This window comes from Candidatus Chryseobacterium colombiense (assembly GCA_029203185.1).
GTDB lineage: Bacteria > Bacteroidota > Bacteroidia > Flavobacteriales > Weeksellaceae > Chryseobacterium > Chryseobacterium colombiense.
Genome location: CP119310.1, coordinates 4,170,753 through 4,195,666, shown reverse-complemented (window position 1 = coordinate 4,195,666; position 24,914 = coordinate 4,170,753). Strand labels below are relative to the sequence as shown.

General features: G+C 39.0%; 19 protein-coding genes, 1 tRNA gene and 1 pseudogene. 9 read left to right on the top strand and 12 right to left on the bottom strand.

What is annotated here, in order from left to right; genetic code table 11:
- Positions 1-117: 117 nt before the first annotated feature.
- The 3 genes from P0Y62_19175 to P0Y62_19165 all read left to right on the top strand — a co-directional run bounded on the left by P0Y62_19175 (position 118) and on the right by P0Y62_19165 (position 2,848).
- Positions 118-672: a pyruvate decarboxylase gene (locus tag P0Y62_19175; GenBank protein ID WEK69914.1), complete on the top strand. Its 555-nt coding sequence runs from the start codon at positions 118-120 to the stop codon at positions 670-672.
- Between the two features lie 87 nt (positions 673-759).
- Positions 760-2,082 carry a magnesium transporter gene (mgtE, locus tag P0Y62_19170; protein ID WEK69913.1) on the top strand — a complete coding sequence of 441 codons (1,323 nt, stop codon included), beginning with the start codon at positions 760-762 and terminating at the stop codon, positions 2,080-2,082.
- 25 nt (positions 2,083-2,107) lie between these two features.
- Positions 2,108-2,848 carry a helical backbone metal receptor gene (locus P0Y62_19165; GenBank protein ID WEK69912.1) on the top strand — a complete coding sequence of 247 codons (741 nt, stop codon included), beginning with the start codon at positions 2,108-2,110 and terminating at the stop codon, positions 2,846-2,848.
- A gap of 94 nt (positions 2,849-2,942) precedes the next feature.
- Here the strand turns inward: P0Y62_19165 and P0Y62_19160 are convergent, their stop codons facing one another.
- Positions 2,943-3,392: a GAF domain-containing protein gene (locus P0Y62_19160; protein WEK69911.1), complete on the bottom strand. Its 450-nt coding sequence runs from the start codon at positions 3,390-3,392 to the stop codon at positions 2,943-2,945.
- A gap of 13 nt (positions 3,393-3,405) precedes the next feature.
- Positions 3,406-4,833, bottom strand: a complete 1,428-nt coding sequence (locus P0Y62_19155) for a TonB-dependent receptor (protein WEK69910.1) — start codon at positions 4,831-4,833, stop codon at positions 3,406-3,408.
- A gap of 54 nt (positions 4,834-4,887) precedes the next feature.
- Between P0Y62_19155 and P0Y62_19150 the strand changes: the two genes are divergently transcribed.
- The 3 genes and pseudogenes from P0Y62_19150 to P0Y62_19140 all read left to right on the top strand — a co-directional run bounded on the left by P0Y62_19150 (position 4,888) and on the right by P0Y62_19140 (position 6,205).
- Entirely contained in the window at positions 4,888-5,655 is a 768-nt protein-coding gene (locus P0Y62_19150; protein WEK69909.1) for an MBL fold metallo-hydrolase, read from the top strand.
- Between the two features lie 80 nt (positions 5,656-5,735).
- A tRNA-Leu gene (locus P0Y62_19145) sits at positions 5,736-5,815 on the top strand.
- A 180-nt stretch (positions 5,816-5,995) separates the two neighbouring features.
- Positions 5,996-6,205, top strand: a pseudogene (locus P0Y62_19140) (Dyp-type peroxidase).
- Between the two features lie 155 nt (positions 6,206-6,360).
- Here the strand turns inward: P0Y62_19140 and P0Y62_19135 are convergent.
- The 10 genes from P0Y62_19135 to P0Y62_19090 all read right to left on the bottom strand — a co-directional run bounded on the left by P0Y62_19135 (position 6,361) and on the right by P0Y62_19090 (position 22,493).
- A complete protein-coding gene (locus P0Y62_19135) occupies positions 6,361-7,269 on the bottom strand; it encodes a carbohydrate kinase (GenBank protein WEK69908.1) in 909 nt (302 codons plus the stop codon).
- Between the two features lie 3 nt (positions 7,270-7,272).
- A complete protein-coding gene (locus P0Y62_19130) occupies positions 7,273-8,814 on the bottom strand; it encodes a glycoside hydrolase family 32 protein (GenBank protein WEK69907.1) in 1,542 nt (513 codons plus the stop codon).
- 11 nt (positions 8,815-8,825) lie between these two features.
- Positions 8,826-10,220 carry a DUF4960 domain-containing protein gene (locus P0Y62_19125; GenBank protein ID WEK69906.1) on the bottom strand — a complete coding sequence of 465 codons (1,395 nt, stop codon included), beginning with the start codon at positions 10,218-10,220 and terminating at the stop codon, positions 8,826-8,828.
- A 13-nt stretch (positions 10,221-10,233) separates the two neighbouring features.
- Entirely contained in the window at positions 10,234-11,931 is a 1,698-nt protein-coding gene (locus P0Y62_19120; protein WEK69905.1) for a RagB/SusD family nutrient uptake outer membrane protein, read from the bottom strand.
- A gap of 19 nt (positions 11,932-11,950) precedes the next feature.
- On the bottom strand, positions 11,951-15,052 hold the full coding sequence (locus tag P0Y62_19115; protein ID WEK69904.1) for a TonB-dependent receptor: 3,102 nt from the start codon (positions 15,050-15,052) through the stop codon (positions 11,951-11,953).
- Between the two features lie 49 nt (positions 15,053-15,101).
- Positions 15,102-16,661 carry a glycoside hydrolase family 32 protein gene (locus P0Y62_19110; GenBank protein WEK69903.1) on the bottom strand — a complete coding sequence of 520 codons (1,560 nt, stop codon included), beginning with the start codon at positions 16,659-16,661 and terminating at the stop codon, positions 15,102-15,104.
- 31 nt (positions 16,662-16,692) lie between these two features.
- Entirely contained in the window at positions 16,693-18,006 is a 1,314-nt protein-coding gene (locus tag P0Y62_19105; GenBank protein ID WEK69902.1) for a sugar porter family MFS transporter, read from the bottom strand.
- 391 nt (positions 18,007-18,397) lie between these two features.
- Positions 18,398-19,171: a hypothetical protein gene (locus P0Y62_19100; protein ID WEK69901.1), complete on the bottom strand. Its 774-nt coding sequence runs from the start codon at positions 19,169-19,171 to the stop codon at positions 18,398-18,400.
- A 32-nt stretch (positions 19,172-19,203) separates the two neighbouring features.
- Complete coding sequence (locus P0Y62_19095) at positions 19,204-21,978, bottom strand: substrate-binding domain-containing protein (GenBank protein WEK69900.1); 2,775 nt, start codon at positions 21,976-21,978, stop codon at positions 19,204-19,206.
- A 206-nt stretch (positions 21,979-22,184) separates the two neighbouring features.
- Positions 22,185-22,493, bottom strand: a complete 309-nt coding sequence (locus tag P0Y62_19090) for a helix-turn-helix domain-containing protein (protein ID WEK69899.1) — start codon at positions 22,491-22,493, stop codon at positions 22,185-22,187.
- Positions 22,494-22,661: 168 nt separating this feature from the next.
- Here P0Y62_19090 and P0Y62_19085 point away from each other — a divergent pair, with 168 nt between their 5' ends.
- The 3 genes from P0Y62_19085 to P0Y62_19075 all read left to right on the top strand — a co-directional run bounded on the left by P0Y62_19085 (position 22,662) and on the right by P0Y62_19075 (position 24,566).
- Positions 22,662-23,057, top strand: a complete 396-nt coding sequence (locus P0Y62_19085) for a DoxX family protein (protein ID WEK69898.1) — start codon at positions 22,662-22,664, stop codon at positions 23,055-23,057.
- A 103-nt stretch (positions 23,058-23,160) separates the two neighbouring features.
- Positions 23,161-23,874: a DsbA family oxidoreductase gene (locus P0Y62_19080; protein ID WEK71829.1), complete on the top strand. Its 714-nt coding sequence runs from the start codon at positions 23,161-23,163 to the stop codon at positions 23,872-23,874.
- Positions 23,875-23,906: 32 nt separating this feature from the next.
- The gene (locus P0Y62_19075) at positions 23,907-24,566 is read left to right on the top strand and encodes an SDR family NAD(P)-dependent oxidoreductase (GenBank protein WEK69897.1); all 660 of its coding nucleotides are present in this window, start codon (positions 23,907-23,909) and stop codon (positions 24,564-24,566) included.
- Positions 24,567-24,914: the final 348 nt, after the last annotated feature.

Sequence of the window (24,914 nt, the reverse complement as noted above, 5' to 3'; positions counted from 1 at the left end):
ATTCCACCAACATTATCGATTTCATATATGGAATTTGATAGAAAAAAATGTTAAAAAATTCTTAAAAAAATTATGTCATCCCACTAAAAGACAGTAATTTTGCAATCGAAATTACAAATGGGAAAAGTTTTATTTTTTTTAGCCTTTACTTCTGTTTTATTGATCGGGACCGCTTCAATGAAAGCACAGAGAAGCCCCGATGATAAGATAAAGAAAGTTCTTTACTTCAATCCAGAAGTAGAGCCGGATATTGAGGAAATAAAAGAGCCTACCAACAATGCCTTTTTCAGTGCCGTTTCTGATAACACCAGCAATATGAAGAGAAACAAAATGCTGAGAGCTGAAGTGCAGATTCCTTATGACAGTATCGACAAACAGACCATCATAGATTATTGCAGCAATAATGCTACTGATTTCGCTATTGTTCCTAAAGTAAAATATTTTAAAGTAGGATTAGGAAAATATGTATTCTCCAATCAGGTGGTTATCAGCATGAAGCTTTTTGATTCCACCGGAAATCTTCTCACAGAAACAGATTACGATACCTACCGTAAAAATATGCGTCTATTGGGATCTACCGAAAATTCTATAAAAATAGGAACCAATGGTGCTATAAAAGGTATTCTAAAAAAATTAAAGAAGATAAGACCTACTGCTGAATCCGGATTCTAGGGTTTTAAATATTCCTTAATTTTTCTACATTCTTCCCGTTTCTTGAAAATTTAAATTATTTTTGCATATCCAAAAATTTTTTACGTTTTGAATTCTAGAGACGAACTTATCTTTAATCCTGCCGATATTGCCGAAACTCTTAGTGGACTTCCCGCTGATGAGAGGCTTTTAGCATTCTTGAAAGTTCCGAAAGAATACAAAGCAGATGTTTTTTCGCATCTTGATCCTGATTTCCAGGAGGAAACCATCAGAAGTATCGGAAGTGATGAAGTTTCCGAGATTCTGAATGCCATGACTCCGGATGACAGGACCGCTTTATTTGAAGATTTCCCCGATGAACTGATCAAATATTCCATCAACCATCTTAATCCGCAGGAGAGAAGAATTGCTCTAAAGCTTTTAGGGTACAATTCTGATTCTATTGCCCGTCTGATGACCCCCTATTACATCCAGATCCGTAAGGAATGGACCGTAAAAAAGTGTCTGCAGCAAATAAAAAAGGTAGGAAAAAGAGTGGAAACCATGAACCACCTTTATGTAGTAGACGAAAGAAACCGACTGATTGATGATATTGCATTGGGAAGCTTATTATTAGCGGAAGAAGACACTTTAATATCAGAAATCACCGACAATCATTTTGTTGCTATCACCACTACCACTTCAAAAGAAGATGCTGTACAGTATTTTGAGAAATATGACAGAGCAGCACTTCCTATCATCACTGAAGCCGGAGTTCTTGTAGGAATTGTAACTATTGATGACATTCTTGACCAAATTGAGCAGCAAAACACTGAAGATATTCAGAAGTTCGGGGGACTTGAAGCGTTAGACGTTCCTTATACCCAAACCTCTTTGATCGAAATGGTTAAAAAAAGAGGAATGTGGCTGATTATCTTATTCTTTTCAGAAATGTTAACTGCTTCAGCCATGGGATATTTTGAAGATGAAATTCAGAAAGCAGTTGTTCTGGCTTTATTTGTCCCTTTGATTATCTCGAGTGGCGGAAATTCCGGTTCCCAGGCTGCAACGCTGATCATCAGAGCAATGGCTCTTCAGGAAATCGGCTTAAAGGATTGGTGGTATGTTATGAAAAAAGAGATTTTCACTGGTTTATTCCTGGGAAGTATCTTGGGTGCCATTGGTTTTTTACGAATCATGATCTGGCATGAAGCTGGGTTCTTCAATTATGGAATGTACTGGCCTTATGTAGGTCTTAGTGTTGGAGTTTCTTTAATTATGATCGTACTTTGGGGTACTCTTTCAGGATCTATGGTTCCCTTTATTCTAAAAAAATTAAAGCTGGATCCGGCAACATCTTCTGCCCCGTTTGTAGCAACACTGGTAGATGTAACAGGGCTTATCATTTATTTTTCTGTAGCAGGGCTTTTCTTAACCGGCAAACTTTTGTAATTTTAGGCAGATCTAAAATATTATCATGAAAGTTGTTTCTCTTGTTCCCTCTATTACGGAGGCTTTATTCGATTTGGGTTTAACCGAAAACGAAGTTGTCGGAAGGACAAAATTCTGTATTCATCCTGGAGAAAAAGTAAAAAATGTAACTATTATCGGGGGAACAAAAAATATTAATATTGAAAAAATAAAGGCCTTACAACCCGATTTAATTCTAGCCAATAAAGAAGAAAACATCAAAGAGCAGGTAGAAGCTTTGATGGATGATTTTAAGGTCATAGTCACCAATGTAGAAACCATTGAAGATAATTACTATTTGCTTAAAAGTCTGGGCAAAACCTTTCATAAAGAAGACAAAGCGCAGCTTTTTAATCTTAAAATCTATGAGGTTTTAAATCAGGCTAAAATTAACTCCAAGATAAAAGTCGCTTATCTTATCTGGAAAAACCCTTATATGACGATAGGTTCAGATACGTTCATTCACAAAATTCTGACTGAAATCGGATTCGAAAATATTTTTAAGAACAGAACCCGCTATCCGGAAATTCAAGCAGAAGATTTAGCAGAAGCTGATATTATTATGCTTTCTTCAGAACCTTTTCCGTTTAAAGTGAAGCACATTGAGGAATTCAAAGAACTATATCCTGATAAAAAAATTATGATCGTATACGGAGAAGCATTTTCCTGGTACGGAACGCATATTGCAAAATGTGAGAACTATTTTAAGGAATTGCTTGAGGAAATTGATACGTTTCAAAATTCTTAATGGTAAAAATCATTTAGATCAGTCTATTACAAAAACAAAAAACTCCGGCTCTTCGAGCCGGAGTTTTTTGTTTATTTTTAATATAAATATTCAATTATACTATTTTAGATACTTCATTACAAAGCCATTCCAACAATTCTCTGTCTTCAGCAGTAAACGGATCAATGGTATGGGAATCAATATCGATCTGCCCAATGTTCTTACCGTCTTTGAAAATAGGAACTACAATTTCAGCTTTAGTATCAATCGAACAGCTTAAATAATTGCTTTCTTCGTTCACATCCGGAACAACGAACGTTTCATTGGAAACAGCAACCTGTCCGCAAATCCCTTTTCCGTAAGGAATAATGGTATGATCTGTAGGTGCTCCTACATAAGGACCTAATTTCAATTCATCTTTATCCCCATTTTTAAAATAAAAACCCGTCCAGTTGAAATAAGAAATTTCCTGATCCAAAAGGTGACAAACTTTTTCAAGTTTTTCCTCCGTATTATGTTTAGGACTTTCCAGGATAGAAGAAAGTCTTTTCTTTAATTCTGACATTATTATATTATTTTTAAGAGAATTGTTTTAAAGAAAAATCTTCTTTAAACCCAAACATTCCTCGTTCTTTAATCATTTCTGCAACACCTTCAGGAACCTGATTTTCCCAGCCTTTGATATTGCATCCAATTTTTTTCAAAATATCTCTTGAATAAATTTCCAAAAACTCAGGATTGTAGTTGTTAATATCTACAATACGCTCGTTGAGTTTGAAATATTTATACAATTCTTTCAGATTTTCTCCTACTTTAAGGGTTTCTGAATCCAATAACTCGTGTGTTTCCGGATCTTTATAAGGATACAGATACACTCTCATGCCGTTTCTGAAGAATTTTCCAAAAGCTTCAAGAATACCCCCTGACAAATCTTTATAGTACTTCTCATCAAATACCATCAATAAATTATTAACTCCCATCGCAACTCCAATATTTCCATTGGTATAAGATGCAAAATAATCGATTAGACGATAATATTCCGAGAAGTTAGAAACAATTACCGTATATCCAAGTTTCCCAAGAACATCTACCCTGTCTAAGAAATCTCTTTCATCAATATCCCCGTCTGCACGGAGGTTTGAAATGGTGATTTCTATTAAAACTTCCGTTTCATCCTGAGTACATGCAGCATCTTTCATGAACATGCCCAGTCCATTCTGAAGCATATCAATATTTACCTTGGTTACGGGTCTGAAACTTCCTCTTACCGCAAAAATATTTTTCTTATACAAAATATCTGCAGGAAGCATATTATTCCCTTGTGAATTGAAAATCACCGCATCTGTCATTCCGTTTTTCACTAGCTGCAGAGACATCAATCTGTTATCAACATAAGCAAAAGCCGGTCCGTTAAAATCGATCATATCAATTTCAAGGTTGTCTTTGGCTACATCATCATACAGAGATTCAACCAAAGTCCTTGGATTATCATAGTAATTGAAAGCTCCGAAAATAAGGTTTACTCCAAGATTCCCCAAAGTTTCCTGCTGTAAAGTAGCATCATTCTCTTTAAACTTTACATGAATAACGATTTCATTATAATCCTCATTTTCTTTTACCTGAAAACGGATTCCAACCCAACCGTGACCTTTAACGGTTTTATCAAAATTGATCGTAGTTACCGTATTGGCGTAAGAAAAGAACTTTCTGTTGGGGTTATTTTCTCTGGAAATTCTTTCTTCAATCAATGCCACTTCATAGCGAAGCATTTTTCGAAGTCTGTTTTGGGTAACGTATCTGTTTTTTACCTCTTTTCCATAGATCGCATCACTAAAATCTTTGTCGTAAGCTGACATTGCCTTAGCGATTGTACCCGAAGCTCCTCCTGCTCTAAAAAAGTGTCGAACAGTCTCCTGCCCTGCTCCAATTTCCGCGAAAGTACCATAAATAGTAGGATCTAGATTAATTGTTAATGCTTTTTGTTTAGGAGTTAGTTTCTGATACATTAGGACATTAAATTTTTCGTAAATTTACCAAAATTAAACCAACCTCAAAAGAAAATGAAGTTGAAATTTTTAGGAACGGGAACTTCCCAAGGCGTACCCGTTATTGGCTGCACTTGCGAAGTGTGTACTTCAAAAAATCCAAAAGACAGTCGGCTCAGATCTTCTGTCATGGTAACTACAGACGAAAACAAAAAAATACTTATCGACTGCGGTCCTGATTTTAGGCAGCAAATGCTTTCAAACCACGAAACCCACGTCGATATCACCCTGCTTACTCATGAACATAATGACCACGTAATCGGGCTTGATGATATGCGCCCTTTGATTTTCAAAAGCGGAAAAAACATCCCCCTTTATTGCTATCAAAGAGTAGGAAATGAAGTTAAAAACCGTTTTCCTTATGCTTTTGCGGACATGAGGTATCCCGGAGCACCTGCATTTGATCTTCATGATATTGAGAATGAGCCTTTTCGTGTTTTAGATGTAGACATCACCCCGATTGAAGTGATTCACTTTCAAATTACAGTTTTCGGATATAAATTTAAAAACCTTGCTTACATTACGGATGCAGGATTTATTTCAGATACTGAAAAAGAGAAATTGAAGAATCTTGATGTGTTAATTTTAAACTGCATAAGAAAGTTTGATCCGCATCCTGCCCATTTCATCCTTCCTGATGTCATAAAACTGTTTGAAGAGTTAAAACCTAAAAAATTATTTTTAACTCATATCAGCCATCATCTGGGTCTGCATGATATTGAAGACAAGCAACTTCCACCCGGAATACACCTTGCCTACGATGGTTTGGAGATTAATTTCTAAAAAAATTCTTATAAAAAACTTTGGAGTATTAAGAAAAGTTTCTATATTTGCACACCGATTCAAAACAAGGTAACACACTTGCCCAGGTGGCGGAATTGGTAGACGCGCTGGTCTCAAACACCAGTTCTTAGGAGTACCGGTTCGATCCCGGTCCTGGGTACAAGACCGGAAAGAGGTGATAATTCACTTTCTTTCCGGTTTTTTTTCGCTCCTAACTCATTGTTTATCTGATATATGTAAGAGAGTAAAACATTAGTTTGAGTGGTTCGATAATGATTTTTAAAAAATTGCAGTTTTTCAGGGAATATCGAACCAATGATTTTACGTTTCACTTCGATATATGCCTTTTGGAAGCGTAGCAAGCAATGAAATGGGAACTTATTTTATCTGTTATGCAAGCACATTCAGCACAGTTGAAAAAATGCTGACTAATATGTTCATCGGTAACCCACCCGGAAATTATGACCGTATCCTTGATTTCAGTACTGCACAGACGGGAACATTGTTTTTTGTTCCAAGTATGGATATACTGGATGAATTTTCGGGGTAGATTATACTCAATTAAACTCAAAACAATTTCCAAATCAGCACAAAGATTTTAAATACTATTTTGTAAAGTTAGCTAAAGACAAATAGCGCCAACTAAAAACAGTTAACGCTATTTTTTATTTTTGCTTTCAGTTTTTATGAAAAATTAGAATTCTCTCAAACCCTTTCCTTTATAAACTCTTCAATCTCTTCATTCCGAAGTTTCGGATTGGCTCCCGAATAACTCGCCACCAAAGCACCAACCGCACTCGCAAAATCCAGTGCCGTTTCAGGATTTTTATCTGACAACAATCGGGCAATCAAACTTGCCAGAAACGAATCCCCTGCTCCAACCGTATCGGCCACTTTCACAGGATAGCCACCGTGTTTGTAAAACTTGTTGTTCCAGAGTAATATTGAGCCGTGTTTTCCCAACGTGACACAAATAGAACCTGTATTTGTTTTTTCTGAAATGAAACGGATATTTTCTTCCAAATCATCTGATTTAAAACCTAACGCAGCGGCAATTTCAAGGATTTCTTCATCATTAAATTTAATGAAATCGGCTTTATTCATTAATTGTTCCAGAAGTTCAATATGGTAGAAAGGTTTTCTCAAATTCACATCAAAAACCTTGAACATTCCAGGATTTGAATCCAGTAAATTAAAAAGTGTATTTCTTGAAGCATCATTCCTACACACAAGGCTTCCGTAAAAAAAGACATCGGCATTTTTAACGATATTCAAAGCATCATTATTGATTTCAATAAAATCCCAGGCAGACGGAAATTTGATTTCATAAGTTGCAGAACCACGCTCGTTCAATGTTACCTGGACAATACCCGTATCATAATCCTGGGTTGTCATGATTCCACTGGTATCAAGTTGATTTTCACTGACATAGTCACAAATTACCTTTCCATCCTCATCATTTCCAACAGCACTTATCATCGCCACCGGAAATCCGAAAGACACCGTTCTGAGTGCCAGATTGAGCGGAGCACCGCCGATTTTCTTTTCTTCTCCAAACACATCGAAGAGCACCTCTCCGAAACTGACTGCATTTATTTTTTTATTAAGAAACATTAATTAAGGATTTTTGACATTAATATTACTGAATGAACTGTCCGAAGAACCAAAAATACTCCATTTTTTGTTAACAACATCGTACACTCGATTGCTGAACGCCAACTTGTCATTCACATAGACCACACAAACATCATTGCTGATGAAAACCGTTACATTATAGTTGGTTCCCGAGATTCCGGACAAAGGATAAGCATTGGCAAAATCCTCACTTCCGCCGTTCATTACATAACTTGCTATTCTGTTGGAGGAAGGTTCGAATGCAATTTTAAAACCATTTTTTCCTTCATTATCCTGCGCCAGAATCAATCCTGATTTTCCGTTAGCATAAGCGTTCAACGTAAAGCTTATTTGATTTGCTTTCTGAAGTTTCCCAAACATCACTTGCGAATTGGCAGACAAATTAAAACCGTTACCATTTTGAGAAGCATTTCCTATAATTTTATCTACAGAAAGTGAAGCACTTTGTCCAAATACAGATTGCAAGGTAGAAATAGGTTTTACCGCCAACGTTCCATCCTGATTCTGAACTAATTGATGTGCTACAAGATTTCCCGCCCAGTCTTTTCCACCAGTGTTGCTTTCAGGAACTTTTCTTGCAGTCCAACCTACCAGATAACGGTTGGCATTGTCCGAAACAGTTTTTGCAGCGTAGAGATAAGAGCCGTCCAACCGGTCATTTGCAGGTGTAGTCCACGGTCCGTTTGGTGAAGTTCCGATTCTGTAATGTGTTCCGGTATTGTTACTCCAGTTTTCTGAGAAAACAAGATACCAGTAATTGCCCATTTTGAAAAGGTCGGGACATTCCAGCATAATGTAATTTTCTGAAGAAGTTGTCGTGTAAATCGGATTTTCCACCGTCCAGTTTCCGCTGGCAGGATTGGTTGTTGTAAATTTAAGAACAACCGCTTTTTTAGCCGAAGTCTGTGCAGAAACCAGCATCCAGTATTTCCCATCTTCTGCATTGAACAAAACATGCGGATCGCGGAATTCATAATCATAATAGCCAGCCGGAGCAGTGATTTTAAAATTCTTCACTTTCGTCCAGTTTTTCATATCGGTACTTGTAGCCAAAAGCACGCTTTCCCTCGGATTACCCGCTAAAAATGAAGCAATCTCATTATGACCTGTGTAATAGTAAAAATACGTACTCCCGACCTTCACAAGACTACCCGTTCCAACACCAAAATCCGGTTCGGAAGCCGTTCCGTAGAGAATTTGTCTCCCTTGATAAGTAAAATCTTTAAAATTGGTCGTCTCAAAGCTGTGAATATCGTGAAATCCTTCGCCTGCAGGTTTGGTTTTAGCATCGTGCAGAAAGAAAAGGTGGAATTTTCCGTTTTCGTAATATGGCATTACATCACCAACATAACCAGCAGTGTAATAAGGATTAGTAGTTTCCATCCACTGATTGGGCGGTTGTGGAAAGATGTTCGTCTGTCTGAAAATATCATCCGGATTCACATCGGCCTCCGAATCATGATTTTGGCAGGAATAAGTTGCCAAAGCCATCACAGCGGCTAAATATATTGTTTTGATTGTCATTGATTCTGATATTAATGCGTTACAAGATAATTAAGGCTGTTCTCCGTGATTTTTTTGATGTTATCCAAAAATCCGTTTGGCTGACTTGATGTTCCGTTCGAGGTTTCGTTGTACCAGTCATAAGCGCCCATTGAGATGGTGATACACTTTTTATTGGCAGTTCCACCCGGAAATTCGGCCACGGCAACACGTCCGTCTAGAGTATTGTCCCAAGCTTCACTGGCAAGGTTATTTCCTCCTGTCTGTGTTCTCCATCCGGCTCCGTTTACATAGCCACCCCAGTCCGGCAAGAACCACCAAGCGGTGTGATTCAATCTGAATGTTCCTTTCTGAAGGAAATTGGCTTTCCCGGATTCGTAGGTCTGGAGCCCGTCAAAAACAGGATGTGCTTCGTTCCCTTTGAAAGAAATTCCCCAATCATTGTTCGCATCTACAAACCCGTTCGGTAAGAAATCCCCGAAAACATTATTCGGACCTTTTCCCGAAGGCACAATTCCCAAAGCATCCACATATTGAGCAGCAAATCCTGTTAAAAGAATATTTCCGCCCGCATTCAGATAGGTTTTGATTTTGGAAGTTACATTTGCATTCAGTGCATCACCAGGCAAAGTGGTAGCCGAGTCAAAATGCCACCAAATCACATTGATGCCCGTAAGGTTAGCTGCACCACTCGCCACATCTGCCATTGAAACGTAAACTGCTCCAGAAAATTTTCCGAAAAGCCAGTCAGAAGCTGCAATTTCATCAGGATTGGTAAGACCTGTTCTGGTTGCTGCCGTTCCGAGAAATGCCACTGTTGGTCCAGAAACCGGAGTGGTTACTTTTGCCGTATAGATTTCAGTCAGATTCGCATTGGAAACGGTGAACTGTACAGGACTGCTGAAATTAATTGTAGTTCCTGATGCAGGATTGATGCTCACACCATTTGCCATTTCTATCATAGGCTGCAATGCGGTAAGATTAGTTCCTTCCGGCATTGTAAGTGAAATCGTCTTGCTGGAATGGTTGATGGTTGCCAATAATCCGTTGATTTTAAAACTGATAATCGGAACCTGAGCCTGAACCGTCACCTGATAATCTTTATAAATATTACCATTCTTTACTCTGAATTTGACAGGCTGTGAAAAATCAATTACAGCTCCCGAGGCCGGGGAAATAATTGCACCTTGTGGAATTTCTATTATTGGCGATAAAGCTTTTACACTCGTTCCGTAAGGCAATGTTACCGTGATTTTATCATTTTTATTGTCAATGTCTCCTGAAACACCGTTTACTTTAAAGGAAGACACATTCACCGAAACATCTGTTACCAGACCGTCTTCCATGCTGTTGTCGCAGGACCAGACCAACATAGCGGAAACCAGCAAAATGAAATATACCAGGAGTTTATTAAATATTGTTTTCATAAATCTTTCGTTTTTAATAACCGTTATTTTGCTTGTACAATCCTTGGCTGAAATTGATCTGAGCCAATGGAATCGGGCAGTATTCTTCGATTCCATGGTCAAATCCTGCCTGGGAATAGTAAGATCTTTTCGTTTTTTCTCCGGAATAATAGGTATTCATCGTACCTGCTGCGGTTCCCCACCTCACAAGGTCGAAGAAACGGCTGCCTTCCATTGCAAATTCCATTCTGCGCTCCCATCTCAGGGCTTTTCTTGCAAAATCCTGATTCCATGTACAGTTCACGCCCGGTTCATATTTGCTGATCAGATTGTTTGAAGTGTAACTTCCGGTCAAAACGGTACTGTTTGCTGCACGTTGTCTCACCTGATTAATCAATGGCAACGCTTCGTTGATTTGTCCAAGCTCTATTAAAGCTTCGGCTTTCATCAGCAACACATCGGAATAACGGATGATGATCCTGTTTTTAGAATTGGCATAAAACGGGTCTACATTCACGGTACAGCCACAGCCAACCGGTACATTTTCCTTTAACGAAGCATAATACCCGTACGTTCCCGGGCTTCTGTTCCAGCTTTCCTGATAGATTTTGTTTTCCTCATATTTCCAAGGCAATCCCGGCAAAGCAACCGTGTGGTAAAGTCTTGGATCTACTTTGTAATTATTGAGCTGATTATAATTCAAATCCGTGTCATTATATGTATCGAACATCGGCAAACCTTGTGACGTTGTCTTGAAAGCATTCACCAGATTCTGGCTTGGTTTGTGGAAATCGCAACATCCTAAACCTTGTGGGAGAGAAAGCACATCACCATAATTCAACCTTCCGAAAAGCGTTCCGTCATTATCGGAATATTGAATGGAGAAAACCGATTCCGGACCATTCTCATGCGTTCCCGGAAGGAAGTTATACCCAAAATCTGATTCCAGGGTATAATTTCCGATCACCTGATTAGCTGCGTCAATGGATTTCTGAAGCGTTACCGGATTGATTTGGGTCACCGTATAATTATCGTCCTGCTCATAAGCCTGATACAATCTCACTTTTGCCAAATATGCATAAGCCGCACTTTTCTTTGGTCTTCCGACTTCGGATTGCGTTGCAGGCAAATTGGCGGCAGCATCTTCAAAATTTGAAGCGATGGCATCCCACAGTTGCTGGTCGGTTTTCGCACGGTTGGAGATTTTCGGGTAATCATCAATCGGTGTATTTTCATCTACGTAAGGCACATATTTGAAAAGGATCTTCAACATAAAATAAAAATGTCCTCTCACAAATTTCATCTCGGCAATACGTTTCTTCTTGTTTGGGTATTGCGCTTCAGAAAGCTGGTTAAGCGCTGCAATTGCTTTGTTGCATCTTCCGATTCCGACATAATGCAGATACCAGAGACGGTCCAATTCACCAAAATCCGAACGGATATTGTTGGAAATTTCAAAAAAGTGAAATGCCTGAATATCATTAGTTCCGCTTCCGCCTTTGTAAGCATCGTCCGAACGTACATTTCCGTATGGCCAAAGACTGAAAGGCGTATCGTAATGGTCGTTTCCAAGTGCCGCATAAGCTGCGATCACAAAACCGTCCACATTCTCAGGTGTTACAACATCGGCTTCGGAAAGCACGCCTCTTGGTTCATTGTCCAGAAAATCGTTGCAGGAAGTTGTTCCCAAAAAAAATGCACAGGCAACTGTTAATAGTATATATTTTTTCATTGTTTTAATATTTTAAAATTTAAAGGGATAAATTAACTCCAAAATTGAACGTCAGCGGTAGCGGATAACCGAAAGCCGGTGTTTCCGGATCAATACCCGTGAAACTTTTGGATTTGATAGTCAGAAGATTCTGTGCGCTGATGTAAATCCTGAAATTGGTAAGCCTGTACTGCTCCAACACATTTTTAGGAAGGCTGTACCCTAACTGTAAAACCCTTAATTTCAGATAGCTTCCGTTCTCTACATAATAGGATGAAAATCTGGATTCTGCGTTGCTGTCCACTGTTGTGAGTGCCGGAATATCAGAGTTCGGATTCTGTGGTGACCATGCGTTGAGCAATCTTGTTCCTTTATTAGATCCTACATCATCCACACTCCAGAAATCGGTCTGGTATTTTTTAGAATTAATGACATCCACATCGCCGATGCCTTGCCAAAAGGTAGACAAATCGAAATTTTTGTAGGAAAAATTAAGATTAACGCCATACATAAATCCCGGATTCGGATTTCCGATCCACGTTCTGTCTTTGTCGTCGATAATTCCATCATTATTTAAATCGGCATAACAGATTCTTCCTAAACCTTTACCCGGCTGCGTAGCGGAATTATCAACTTCTGCCTGCGTTCTGAAAAGTCCGTCGGCAACATAACCATACATTGAATTGATTGGCCTTCCGAGAATATTATCGGTTGTCCCGTTTCCGCCATAATTGTTGATAACAGATTGTGGTAATTCCGTGATTTTGTTCCGGTTCATTGAGAAATTTCCTGAAATCTCGTATCCGAATCCACCGGAAGTTTTGTCCTGATAACCTAAGGCAACCTCAATCCCTTTATTTTCCATCGAAGCGCCGTTGATCCAGCGGTTTCCGCCTTCGCCAATCACGCCCAGATAAGGAGGTAAAACGAGAATATCTTTGGTATCTTTTTTATAAATATCCACGCTTCCCGTCAGTTTCTGATTAAAAAATCCGAAATCCAGACCTAGGTTGGTTTGCGTGGTAGTTTCCCATTTCAGATCATCATTTTTGGTTTGTGTTGCGATGAATCCTGAAGGCAATAAACCGCTTCCCACCCCGGAAATATCGTAAGCCGTTCCGTAAGAAGTTGCCCAGGTCGGATTTCCGCCTGCATAATTGGCAATGTAAAGAGAATATACTGCCGAATTGCTGATTTCCTGGTTTCCGGTCTGTCCCCAACCTGCTCTCAGCCTTAAATCTGAGAAAAACGGAATCCATTTCTCCGCAAAATCTTCCTTGTTGATTCTCCATCCAGCCGAAAATGCCGGGAATGTTCCAAAACGATTGTTCTTCCCGAATCTTGACGAGCCATCATAGCGCACTGTTGCAGAGAAAAGATAACGATTGTCATAATCGTAGGAAAACTTCCCGAAGTACGACAACAAGCTGTAATAGGTAGAACTTCCACCGTTGAATGCATCTCCCGTTCCCGCATCAGGATACATATAATCTGGCGTTTCAATCAGAAATCCTTCTTTTCTGAGCCATGTATTGTTATAGATATCTTTATACATTTCCATTCCGCCCAGCAAATCGAAGTGGTGATTTCCTGCTTTGGCCGTGTATTGAGCGGTATTGGTCCAGGTCCATTTTTCAGTATCCGACTGGTCAATATTTACAGCATTTGTTTTATTCTGAAGATAGCCCGAAACATAGCTTCTTTGTAACATTCTTTTATAATAATTCGAAAAATCAACACCGAAGCTTGATTTCAACGTCAGGTTTTTCACAGGCTGTAATTCGGCATAAACATTTCCGAAAAAACGCTGGTAACGATAACCGTTGTCTTTGTTGTATTCCAAAAGACGGACAGGATTTTGACGGTCATTCATCCCTCCAACCGGACCGCCCCATCCGATTCCGTCCACGGTATGAACAGGAATAATCGGCAACGCTCTCAAAGCCGGATCAAGAACACCCGGATCGATCAATTCGTTAGTTTTATTGTATGTAAAATTTTCCCCGATTTTTAATTTACCATCGAAAAAATTATAGGAAGTATTCACACGGGCAGACAATCTCTTGAAATTGGTCAGCTTTACGATACCGTCATTGTCATAATACCCCATCGAGAAATAGTAAGAACCTTTGTCTGACGCGCTTGAAGCCGCCACATCCAAAGAATTGGCAACACCGGTCTGGGAAACCTCATCATACCAATTGGTGTTGGCAGATTTGATGGTTTTTGCTGTATCCAGATATTCCGGAACGTAGCTGTTGTACAAGGTCGGAACGCCGTTCTGAACGCCCCAGTCGAAGCTGTAGCTCAGGTTATTATTGTTCGGATTCAGACCGTCATTGATATTAGCCTGCCAAAGCACCTGCCCGAATTGTTTTGCGTTGAGAACAGGCGTTTTTTTCGCATATTGGGAAAAAGCAGTATAATAATTCAGGTCGATTCTCATCTTGCCTTTTTTCCCTTTTTTGGTGGTAATGATAATCACACCGTTTGCCGCTCTGGAACCATAAATACTTGCGGAAGAAGCATCTTTCAGTACCTGCATCGTTTCGATGTCGCCCGGATTCAGCTCGTGCATTCCTGCTTTTGTTGGTACACCGTCTATGACATAAAGCGGGTCGGTATTGTTCAGTGTCCCGACACCACGAATCAGAACTTTGGTACTTCCTCCTGAAGGCGAGCCATCGGCGGAGATATTCACCCCAGCTACTCTTCCCTGTAGTGATTTGATGGGATTCGGTTCCGCCTGTTTGTTAAGATCTTTCATATCAACAATGGAAACTGCTCCGGTGATGTCGGCTTTTTTCTGCTTAGTATATCCGGTCACCACAACTTCGTCAATGTTCTTCACCTTATCGGCTGCCAGAATGATGTTGAGGACAGTTTTTTCATCCACCACCACTTCTTTCGTAGTATAATCGGAATAGGTAAAAACCAGCGTGTTTCCTTTCTTCAAATCATTGATCTGAAATGTTCCATTGCTATCAGTCGTTGTAGTAGTACCTGTTTCAGAAACTGTTACGGTAACGCCGCTCAGCGGTTTCTGATTGGGAGACAGTACCTTTCCTTTCACAATTTCCTGCGCAAAAATGTAGGAAAACGGAAGAAGACAAAAGGCGACTGCAATTTTATATTTCTTCATATCATATAGTTTTAATTTTAATTAATTGTCTACGGAATGTTCTACATTGCTATCTCTTATTAATATCAAGCTGATTTGCATTGATATCTAATGAGCTTCCTTTCGTGTCTGTTGATAAGGTCAGTTCCGAGAGATGTTCGTTCGGGAAGAAGATTTCGGTCAGTACTTTTTCGCCGTCATTAAAGAAGATTTCAATGGAAGTCTTGTCGATAACAAGTTTCATTTTTGCTTCAGGATACATCTGATTCAAAGGTGCTTTGGTAACAGGTGTTGAATAGTTTTTTCCGAAATCTGTTTTCCCTGATTTGGAACGGTCTACGAACAATTCTTTTGTTTTATTATCAATTCCAAAAACGACTTCTTCTCTTAAAGAATTTTTCAGAGAAAAGCTATAAGTTCCGGCAGTCATTTTCTTTACATCTAAATCGAGAACAGCTTTAGTCAGGTCAATTTCTGATTTATCTATTAATTTATTTTCACTTTTCAGATTGATTTTTTTCCGGATAGATTTCCCTTGATAATTTTTCAGTCCGGCAACCGGAATATTTTTAAGGATATAGCCGTCTTTTGTTTTTTTGAGTGAAACTTCCCTCGCCATTGTTGTACTGCTTCTCCACGCTTCCGTAGGAACTTCCTGCGCATATTCCCAGTTGCTCATCCAGCCGATAATCACCCTTTTTCCCTGCGGAACATTATCAAATGAAACACTGGCATAATTGTCTTTTCCCCAATCGAGCCAGGCTGCTTTTTCTTTCTGAAGCTGTTTCGTGAAATGTTCATCAATCTTAAAAGTTTTCCCGTCAAAATCACCGACAAAATATTGTCCTGCAGAACCATTATTCGGTCCGCCTGGATTGATATTGACGATCAGAACCCATTTTTCTTCATTGGTACCTTCGACTTTCAACGGAAATAGATCGGGGCATTCCCAAACGCCGCCGTGACCGCCCAGATCTTTTCCAAATTCGGATTGAAAGGTCCATTCCTTCAGGTTTTTTGAGGCGTAAAAGTGCGTTCTGTCCTGAGCCGCCAAAACCATAATCCATTGCTGTCTTTTGCTGTCCCAAAACACCTTTGGGTCACGAAAATCACGGACTCCCGGATTTTTAAGAACAGGATTTGCACTATATTTTGTCCAAGTCTTGCTATTATCCAAAGAGTAAGCAATTCCCTGTGATTCCACATCTATCTTACCGTCTTTTTCCCGGTTGGGATTGTGGTAAGTGTACACCGCAACGACAGGATTATTTTTGGAATCTCCGAAACCTGAAGTATTGTTTTTATCGACCACCGCACTTCCTGAGAAAATATATCCTAAATCATCCGGATAAAGAGCAATCGGCTGCTCTTCCCACTTGACAAGGTCTTTGCTTGTGGCGTGTCCCCAATGCATCGGTCCCCATTTGTTTCCATCGGGATAATGCTGGAAGAACAGGTGATAAACACCGTCTTTGTAATAAAGACCGTTCGGATCATTCATCCATCCTTTTTTGGGACTGAAATGGAAATTGGGGCGGTAAAGCTGCTCTTCCTTCTGCGAATCCGACTGAGCGTTGAGATTCGAAAAAAAGACAGAAGCGACAATTAAACTTGATATTATTTTTTTCATTGATTATTTTTTCTCGAAGATTTTGAAGGGTTTATTCTTTTGTAAGTGTTTTGCTTAATTTTTCCAGTGACATGCCTTTTGTTTCCGGCATCATAAAAATCACAAATAACAGCTGGAATACCATAGCGATCGTGAATACCAGAAATACCGTTCCGGCGCCAATCGTTGAAAATAAAGTCGGGATAAGGGACGGAATTATCGCTGCCAAAACCCAGTGTGTGGAACTTCCGAATGCCTGTCCTGATGCACGGAGATGGTTCGGAAAAATCTCGGAGATAAAAACCCAGATCACCGTTCCCTGTCCGATGGCGTGAGAAGCGATAAACAGGAATAAAAACACAGGAATCGCTAAACCTGACCAATGGAAATAAAATGCCATAGAAACGAGTCCCAAAGAGATAATATAGCCTATGGAACCAATATACATCAAAGTTCTTCTGCCCACTTTGTCAATGAGATTAACACCAACCAGTGTGAAAACCATATTGACAATACCAATCCCGATGCTGCTGAGAAGTGCGGTTTTCTCGCCCAATCCAGCCTCACCAAAAATTCTCGGTGCATAATATAAGAATGCATTGATGCCCGACATCTGATTGAAAAATGCGACAAGGAAAGCGAGCATCAGCGGAAAACGATATTTTTTCATAAAAATATTTTCCTTTGGCGCTTCGGCGTGATCGTCTTCCATCTGAGAAATGAGTAGGTCAGAATCCTGATCCGGATTTACGATTTTAACTACATTTTTGGCTTCATTTATTCTGCCTTTGGAAACGAGCCATCTCGGGCTTTCCGGAATTATAAGTACACATAAGGTGTAGATACTTGCCGGAATTGCCTGAACACCAAGCATCCATCTCCAGTCGTTATCTCCGATTCCACTGAGTAGGTAATTGGATAAAAAGGCAACCAAAATCCCCAAAACAATATTGAACTGATACAGGGAAACCAATCTTCCTCGGTCTTTTGCAGGAGCGATTTCGGAAATATAAGCCGGTGCAGCGATAGTGGATGCTCCAACGCCCAAGCCGCCCATAAATCTGAAGAATGCGAAAATATAAGGATCATTGGAAAGCGCCGTTCCGATTGCTGAAAGTGCATATAAGGCGCCGATTGCCAAAAGTGTTTTTTTACGCCCGAATGTGTTGGTCGGAATTCCGCCAAAGATGGCGCCGATAACGGTTCCCCACAATGCCATTCCCATTACTACCGCACCGTGGAATGCGTCTGAACTCTGCCAAAGTGCCTGCAATTTTTTATCGGCTCCGGAAATCACCACAACATCAAACCCGAAAAGAAATCCTGCCAAAGCTGCAGTGACAGACCACATCAAAATTTTATTCATAAATAGAATTATTAATTTGTTTGTGGCTAATATATCCCGGGACAGGAATGCGAAGGTCTAATTATGTAACAAAATATTTCGTCAAGGTTAATTATTTGTTAACCAACTTTAATTAACTGAAAATCAAAATTTTAAAATTGATTTAATTTCAAAATATGATAACGATGTTTCAAAAATGTAACACCATTCTATAAAAATGTTACGTGGATTATGAGGATTTTCAGAAGTATGAACGAATGTTAGTGTGGGAAGATTGACCGAAATTTGAGGTCGGGTTTTGGGAAACTACGGCTTTAGTTTTTATAAGATGAATACTTCGAGCAAGCAATTTTTGAAAACTGTGGAGAGATAATTTAATAAATTTCAAAATACACGATAGGAAAGTTTACTCCTAAAATATTGAATTTTCAAGAGTCCATTCTCCCTTATCTCCCTCAATAAAAACAGCTGCATCAAATAAACAAGGTTCTATATGGCATTTTTCGCAAAGATTTTGAATAGCATCCGAAACGAAACAGTAGAAATTCAAATCCTGCAAAGTTGCCACAGAAACTGTAATTGGAAAATTTAATTCATTATTGAGCCATTTTGTAATTCTGCTGTCAATCGGTATTTCGTAAACCGTTAAACCCAACATTTGAAGAAGATTTCGGGATTGTTTCGGGCCAAAACCCATCAGTTTGTCTTGAACTTTCTTTGCACATTTTCTCTCCAATTGAATCTGAGTTTTTACATTTAAGTTTCTATTTTCTAAAGATGTATTTATTTCACTCAAAATTATCCAGTTAGACATTTCCAAATATTCAAAATTCTTTATCAAAAGGTTTGCAATTCTATCGTAAAACCTTATTCCTCCAAAACTTTTCAATTTGTCTGCTATAAATTTCTCCAATTGTTCTGATTCAGATTGACAAATTTCTAAACTTAAAGGAAATGGCTTTAAGCCCGAAAATCTTGCAACCGGGCTTTCTGCGCTTGAATTTTGTTGAGAAGTAAGAAGACAAACAATAATGCTTTTCCAAATTCTTTCTCTATCAGAAATCACTTCTTTTTTATATATATTCTTCTCTAAACGTTGTTTATAGAAAATTTTATTTTTATTTCTATCTATTAAATCGTTAACTTTAAGAATATCTTGACTTTCGATAATCCAATCTAGTTTCATATTTATAGTTTTAACATCACTTGCAGCATTTTTCAATTAGAATTATTCATCGCCAACGCTCTTCTAAACACATTCGGAGAAACCCCAAACTTATTTTTGAAGACTGTGGAGAAATAATTCGGAGAAGAGAAGCCGGTTTTATAAGCAATTTCGGAAATCGTCAGTCCCGGATTTTGCAGCATCGATTTCGCCTGTTCCAGACGGATATTGTTGATGTAGTCGCTTACATTCACATCAAACATTGCCTTGATTTTCCTGTAAAGCTGGATTCTTGAAATATTAAGTAAATCTGCAAGATTTTCCACTGAAAAATCGGGATTATCAATATTGGTTTTGATAATCTGATTCAATTTGTTCACGAACGTCTGCTCCATACTTCCGAAGGATTTGCTGTCCACAATTCTTCCGATGTTGTTGGTGTAATAATAACGTAGTTTTTCGCGGTTGTAAAGCAATGAACGCAGCGACTGTGTCAGAATCGGATAGCTGAATGGCTTCGTAAGATAAAGATCAACCCCGGATTTCAGTCCCTGAAGATAAGATTCCTTATTGTCCAAAGCCGTAAGGAGAATAACCGGAATATGAGATGTTCTGAGGTCGTTTTTAAGGATTTCGCAGATTTCAAAGCCATTTTTTCCAGGAAGATTCACATCGCAGACAATGATGTCGGGAATCTCACTTAGCGCTTTATCAATCGCATCCGTACCATCGGAAACCATTACATCAAATTCCGTCTGAAGCTTATTGCTGAGGAAAAAAGACAAATCCGAGTTATCCTCCACCAAAAGCAAAGAATACCGATCACCTGGATTTTCCTGGTTTTGCATAAAACTTCCTTCTTCCGCCACGCCGAAAACAGCATCTTTTGCCAACGTTTCCGCATCCATAATACTCGGTTCTTTTATCATCTGATCTTCATTGAAATGCTTGTTTCCTTTGTAAAGACTGATGATAAATTCCGTTCCCTGAAAAGAGCTGACCTCGATTTTCCCGAGATGAAGCTCCACAAACTGACGGCTGAGATGAAGCCCGATTCCTGAACTATTTTTCCGGTTGTTGGAACCTTTGAAGTAGGGTTCGAAAACGTTGCTGATCTCTTTTTCCGGAATTCCTATACCGTTGTCTTTGAAGCTGATAACTGCCTGATTTCCTTTTTCCTGAATCGTAATTTCAATTTTCCCGTTGTCCGGTGTAAATTTAAAAGCATTTGACAAAAGGTTAAAATATACTTTATCCATCAGGTTTCTGTCAATATACAGTTCCAGATTTTTGTTTGCAGAATGAATTTCAAACTTAATATTCCTTTTTTTCGCTTCGTTTTCAAAATCCCTGAAAATGCCATAAGTGAAATCGTAGATATTGGTTTTGGAAACCCTTAAATTAAAGGTTTTATTTTCTATTTTCCTGAAATCCAAAAGATTATCCACCAACCTTAGCAAACGGTTTGAATTTTTATTAATCAGCTCCAGCTCATAAGACGGCTTTGTCCCCTTGCTTTTAAAGGTATCTTTCAATGATTCCAAAGAACTTAAAATGAGGGTTATCGGTGTTTTGAACTCGTGGGACAAACCCGTAAAAAAGTTTACTCTTGCTTCATTACTTTCCTTGAGCTCGTTAGCAATGGTTTCAATCTGATTCCTTTGAATCGTCACACGTTCGTTGGTGAGAATAAGCTGTTTATTTTTAATTTTAATGGTATAAATCAGGTAAATAGCATAGGCAATCAGGCAAAACATCAGAATCAAAAGTACAACAGACCATCGGAACAATTCTCTTTGGGAAGAATAGAGTTCGGTCTGCTTTTTCACGGCATTCACCTGATTTTCAATCACGCCCTGCTGTTCTATGATTTTATCGAACTGGTTGCGCATAATTTCAGCATTCAGCCTGTCGATAATGGTTGTACTGAGCTTGATGCGTTTCGGTGGAATGTGCCCGTGGTAGATTTTAATGGCAGTCTCAATGGCTTCCGTTCCGCCGGTAGGATAAAGTAAAGTGGCATTCAATTTACCGTCAAGAACCATCTGAATTCCACCGTCTTTGGTATTCAGACCATCCACACCGATAAATTTGATTTGATTTTCCACACCGGCATTTCTCGCTATTTGCCATGCTTGCGTAGCGAGTTGGTCATTGAAAGCAAAAACATAAAGAGCCTGATTTCCCAATGAATCCAGAGTTTTTCTGAATGCTTCAGCCGGAAGACCTTTGAAGGTTTTTATCAGTTCTGTATTTGAATTATTTTTAATAGTCTGCTGGAAACCCAGACTTCTTTCCGTTGTAGGCGAAGAATTGTCATCGCCTTTTATTTCAATGACTTTTTTTAAATTTTTAGAATCCGAGATAATATACTGCGCTGCTTCTTTGCCAATCTCCACATTATCAGCACCGATATAAGTAGCATATTTATCAGAATTGATTTTCCTATCCACCAAAATCACAGGAATCTTTTTCGCAAAGGCTTTTTCCACCACCGGAACCAGCGAATTGGGGTCAATGGGTGAAATAATGATGATATCCGCTTCATTATCTATCATCTTCTGAATATCCTCGATTTGCTTCTGAACCGAACCTTCTGCTTTACTAATGCTTAGCTGTACCTCAGAATGCAAAGACGCCTGAATCTCCATGGAATGATTCATAGCCTGTCTCCAGGGATGATTTCCCAAACCTTGCGAAAAGCCGATTTTGATTTTATCCGATTTTGTTGAAGCATCCTTGCAACCATGCAAAATCATCAGCAACAAAAATAAAACGGTACCAACCTTGGGGAAACCAAACGTTCTAAAAGCTTCTTTTGTGGACATATGAACACAATATTAATAAAGATGTTTTACACCTACAATTTTTGGTGAGAGTATTTTATGTTAATTGAATATTGGGTCTTTTGCCAAATTCGAGAATTTAGATTTTAAATAAGATTTTGTAATATTATTATTCATTATCTCTTAATATTAAATGAACTTATCCGCGAAAACATCTAGTATATTGCTCTGAACTTGCAAATAATATCTTACTTTCCCAATATCTTTTTCCTGTGATTGGCTCCCCAATTATGCAGTTCCTCAATGACCTTTTGTAATGTGAAAACATAATCCGTGGCGGTGTACTCCACCAAGACAGGAGATTCGTCATAGACGGTGCGTTTGATGAGCTGATGCTCCTCCAGGTCTTTCAGTTCTTTAGCTAAAACTTTTGAGGAAATTTTCGGAATGCTCCTTTCTATTTCCCTGAAACGTTTGTGACCGCTCATAATGGAAATAATGATCAGGATCTTCCATTTGCCACTGATTACGTCAAGGGCATCACGCACGGTCAGCATTCTCGCCAGACATTCGGTTTCGGTACTTTTTGGGAATTGTTCTTTCATACTGCTTACTTTAAGGTAACCGCTTACATTTGGGTAACTGCTTACAAAATGTAAGCAAATATATGTAATTTTGTGTTATTAAAAAATTGTAACATAAATTTTTAACTATTAATTAAAAAAATGACAAAGCAGACCGACTTCTCCCAAAATCCTGATAAAAAAGCAAAACGTATCTATTGGATCATCACCAGCCTTACGATGGCTTTGATCATCCTACCATCGTATTTCGCACCAAAAGAATACCTCATCGAGACGATCAAAAAATTACAGTTCCCTGATTATTTCCCACTTGAACTGGATATCTTGAAGATCGTGGGAGCGATCATTATCCTCATTCCGGCTATCCCAACGATGTTTAAAGAATGGGCTTACGTAGGATTCGGAATCCTCTTGCTGTCAGCAAGTCTGGCGCACGGTATGGTAGATGGACTAGCGAAAGGTGTTGCCCCGCTTGTTCCGTTTACATTGCTTGCCGTATCCTATTATTATTTCCGTAAATTGAACTATGAAAAATAGTTCACTGACAGTGATTTTCTCCTTGCTCTTCTTTATGACTTTCGGTCAGGAAAAGCATCAAGGACAATTGACAAAAACAAAAAACAGGACAATGGAAAATAAAATGAAAATAGAAATATGGTCTGATATTATGTGTCCATTCTGCTATATCGGAAAACGTAATTTCGAGAAAGCTCTAGCACAGTTCCCAAATAAAGAACTCATAGAAGTAGAATGGAAAAGTTTTCAGATCGATCCTGCTATGCCCGAAGTACCCAAGTACCAGGATGATATGTATAGGTTTGTAGCCGACCGAAAAGGTATGACATATGAGCAGTCAAAAGCGAGACATCAAGATCTGATACAATATGCCAAAAGTGTAGGTCTTGATTATAACCTTGATAAAGCTTTGGTCACCAATTCGATGAAAGGTCACCGCATCATACAGTTTGCCAAAACCAAAGGGTTTGGGGAAAAAGCGGAAGAAATCTTGTTCTATGCTTATTTTACACGAGGCAAAAATCTAAATGATAAAGCAACCCTTATCGAGCTTGGAAAAGAGATCGGTTTAACGGAAACCGAGGTCAATACAGCACTTACTAATCCTCTTTACTTACAGAAAGTAGAAAACGACAGTCGTGAAGCCCAGACCTTAGGCGCCAAAGGTGTCCCTTTTTTCGTGGTCAACCGAAAATACGCCATCGCAGGAGCACAACAGCCCAATGACATTTTGCAAACCCTTGAAAGGTCTTTTTCCGAATGGCAGAAAGAAAACCCGCAGACCACATTGGAAACGATACAGGGAAAAAGCTGTTCAATTGACGGAGAATGCAATTAAATACATAAAGATTTTACATATAATCATTAAAAATGAAAACAATAGCAATAGTTGGGGCAGGTTCCGGATTGGGTCTGTCCATCGCAAAAAAATTTGGTGAAAATGGATTCAGGGTAGCCCTAATCGCACGAAATCAAGAAAAGCTGGACAGTCTGGTAGCGGAACTGAATAAATTAGGAATCGAAGCAGCAGCTTTTACGGCGGATATTACGGATAAGACGCAGATCAGTTCTGCCTTTGATGCGATTAAGGAAAAATACGGCTTTATAGATGTCCTTGAGTACAGCCCGATACCGAGCGTCCAAAATTTGGCGGGAACGTTGGCTGTCAATGAAGAAAACGCACTTCAGCAATTTCAGTTTAACGTTTTGGGCGCCATTTCATGCATTGGTGAAGTACTTCCGACGATGTTGGAAAAACATACGGGAGCATTGCTATTTACGACCGGAGGCTCGTCTATCCACCCAACGCCTATGATGGGCAACGTCGGGATCGCAATGGCAGGACTGCGTAATCATGTTCTTAATCTAAACACCGAGTTATCCGACAAAGGTATTTATGCTGGACATATCGGCATTGGGGTGTGGATGCAGGAAGGTTCCGGCGTACAGGATAAAATCGCAGAGATATGGTATGATATGTACACCAAGCGGGACAGAGTCGAAGAGTATATTTCAGAAACTATTTTATAACAATATAAACTACTATTTTTAATTTGTCATAGTAAATCATCCTTCTTGATTTTAAAGTGGACAATTGCAGCCAAGTATGGAATTCCAATGTTTATTGTTTTTTACTTTATTAAATTGTATTAGTTCAAACTAAATGAAATTATGATAAAATGAGCCCTGTAATTCTTGTTTAATTTGACTCAAACGAACCAAATCATCAATAAAAGTGTTTGAAGATACGCTCGTTAAGGTCACATGACAGGATTATTTAATTCTGCAATTCTTTCCAAATCCTCAACCAAATGTTTCGATATGTCTTCGGTTATGGGTACAGAAGTCAAATGGCACCAACTAAAGACAGTTGGTGCC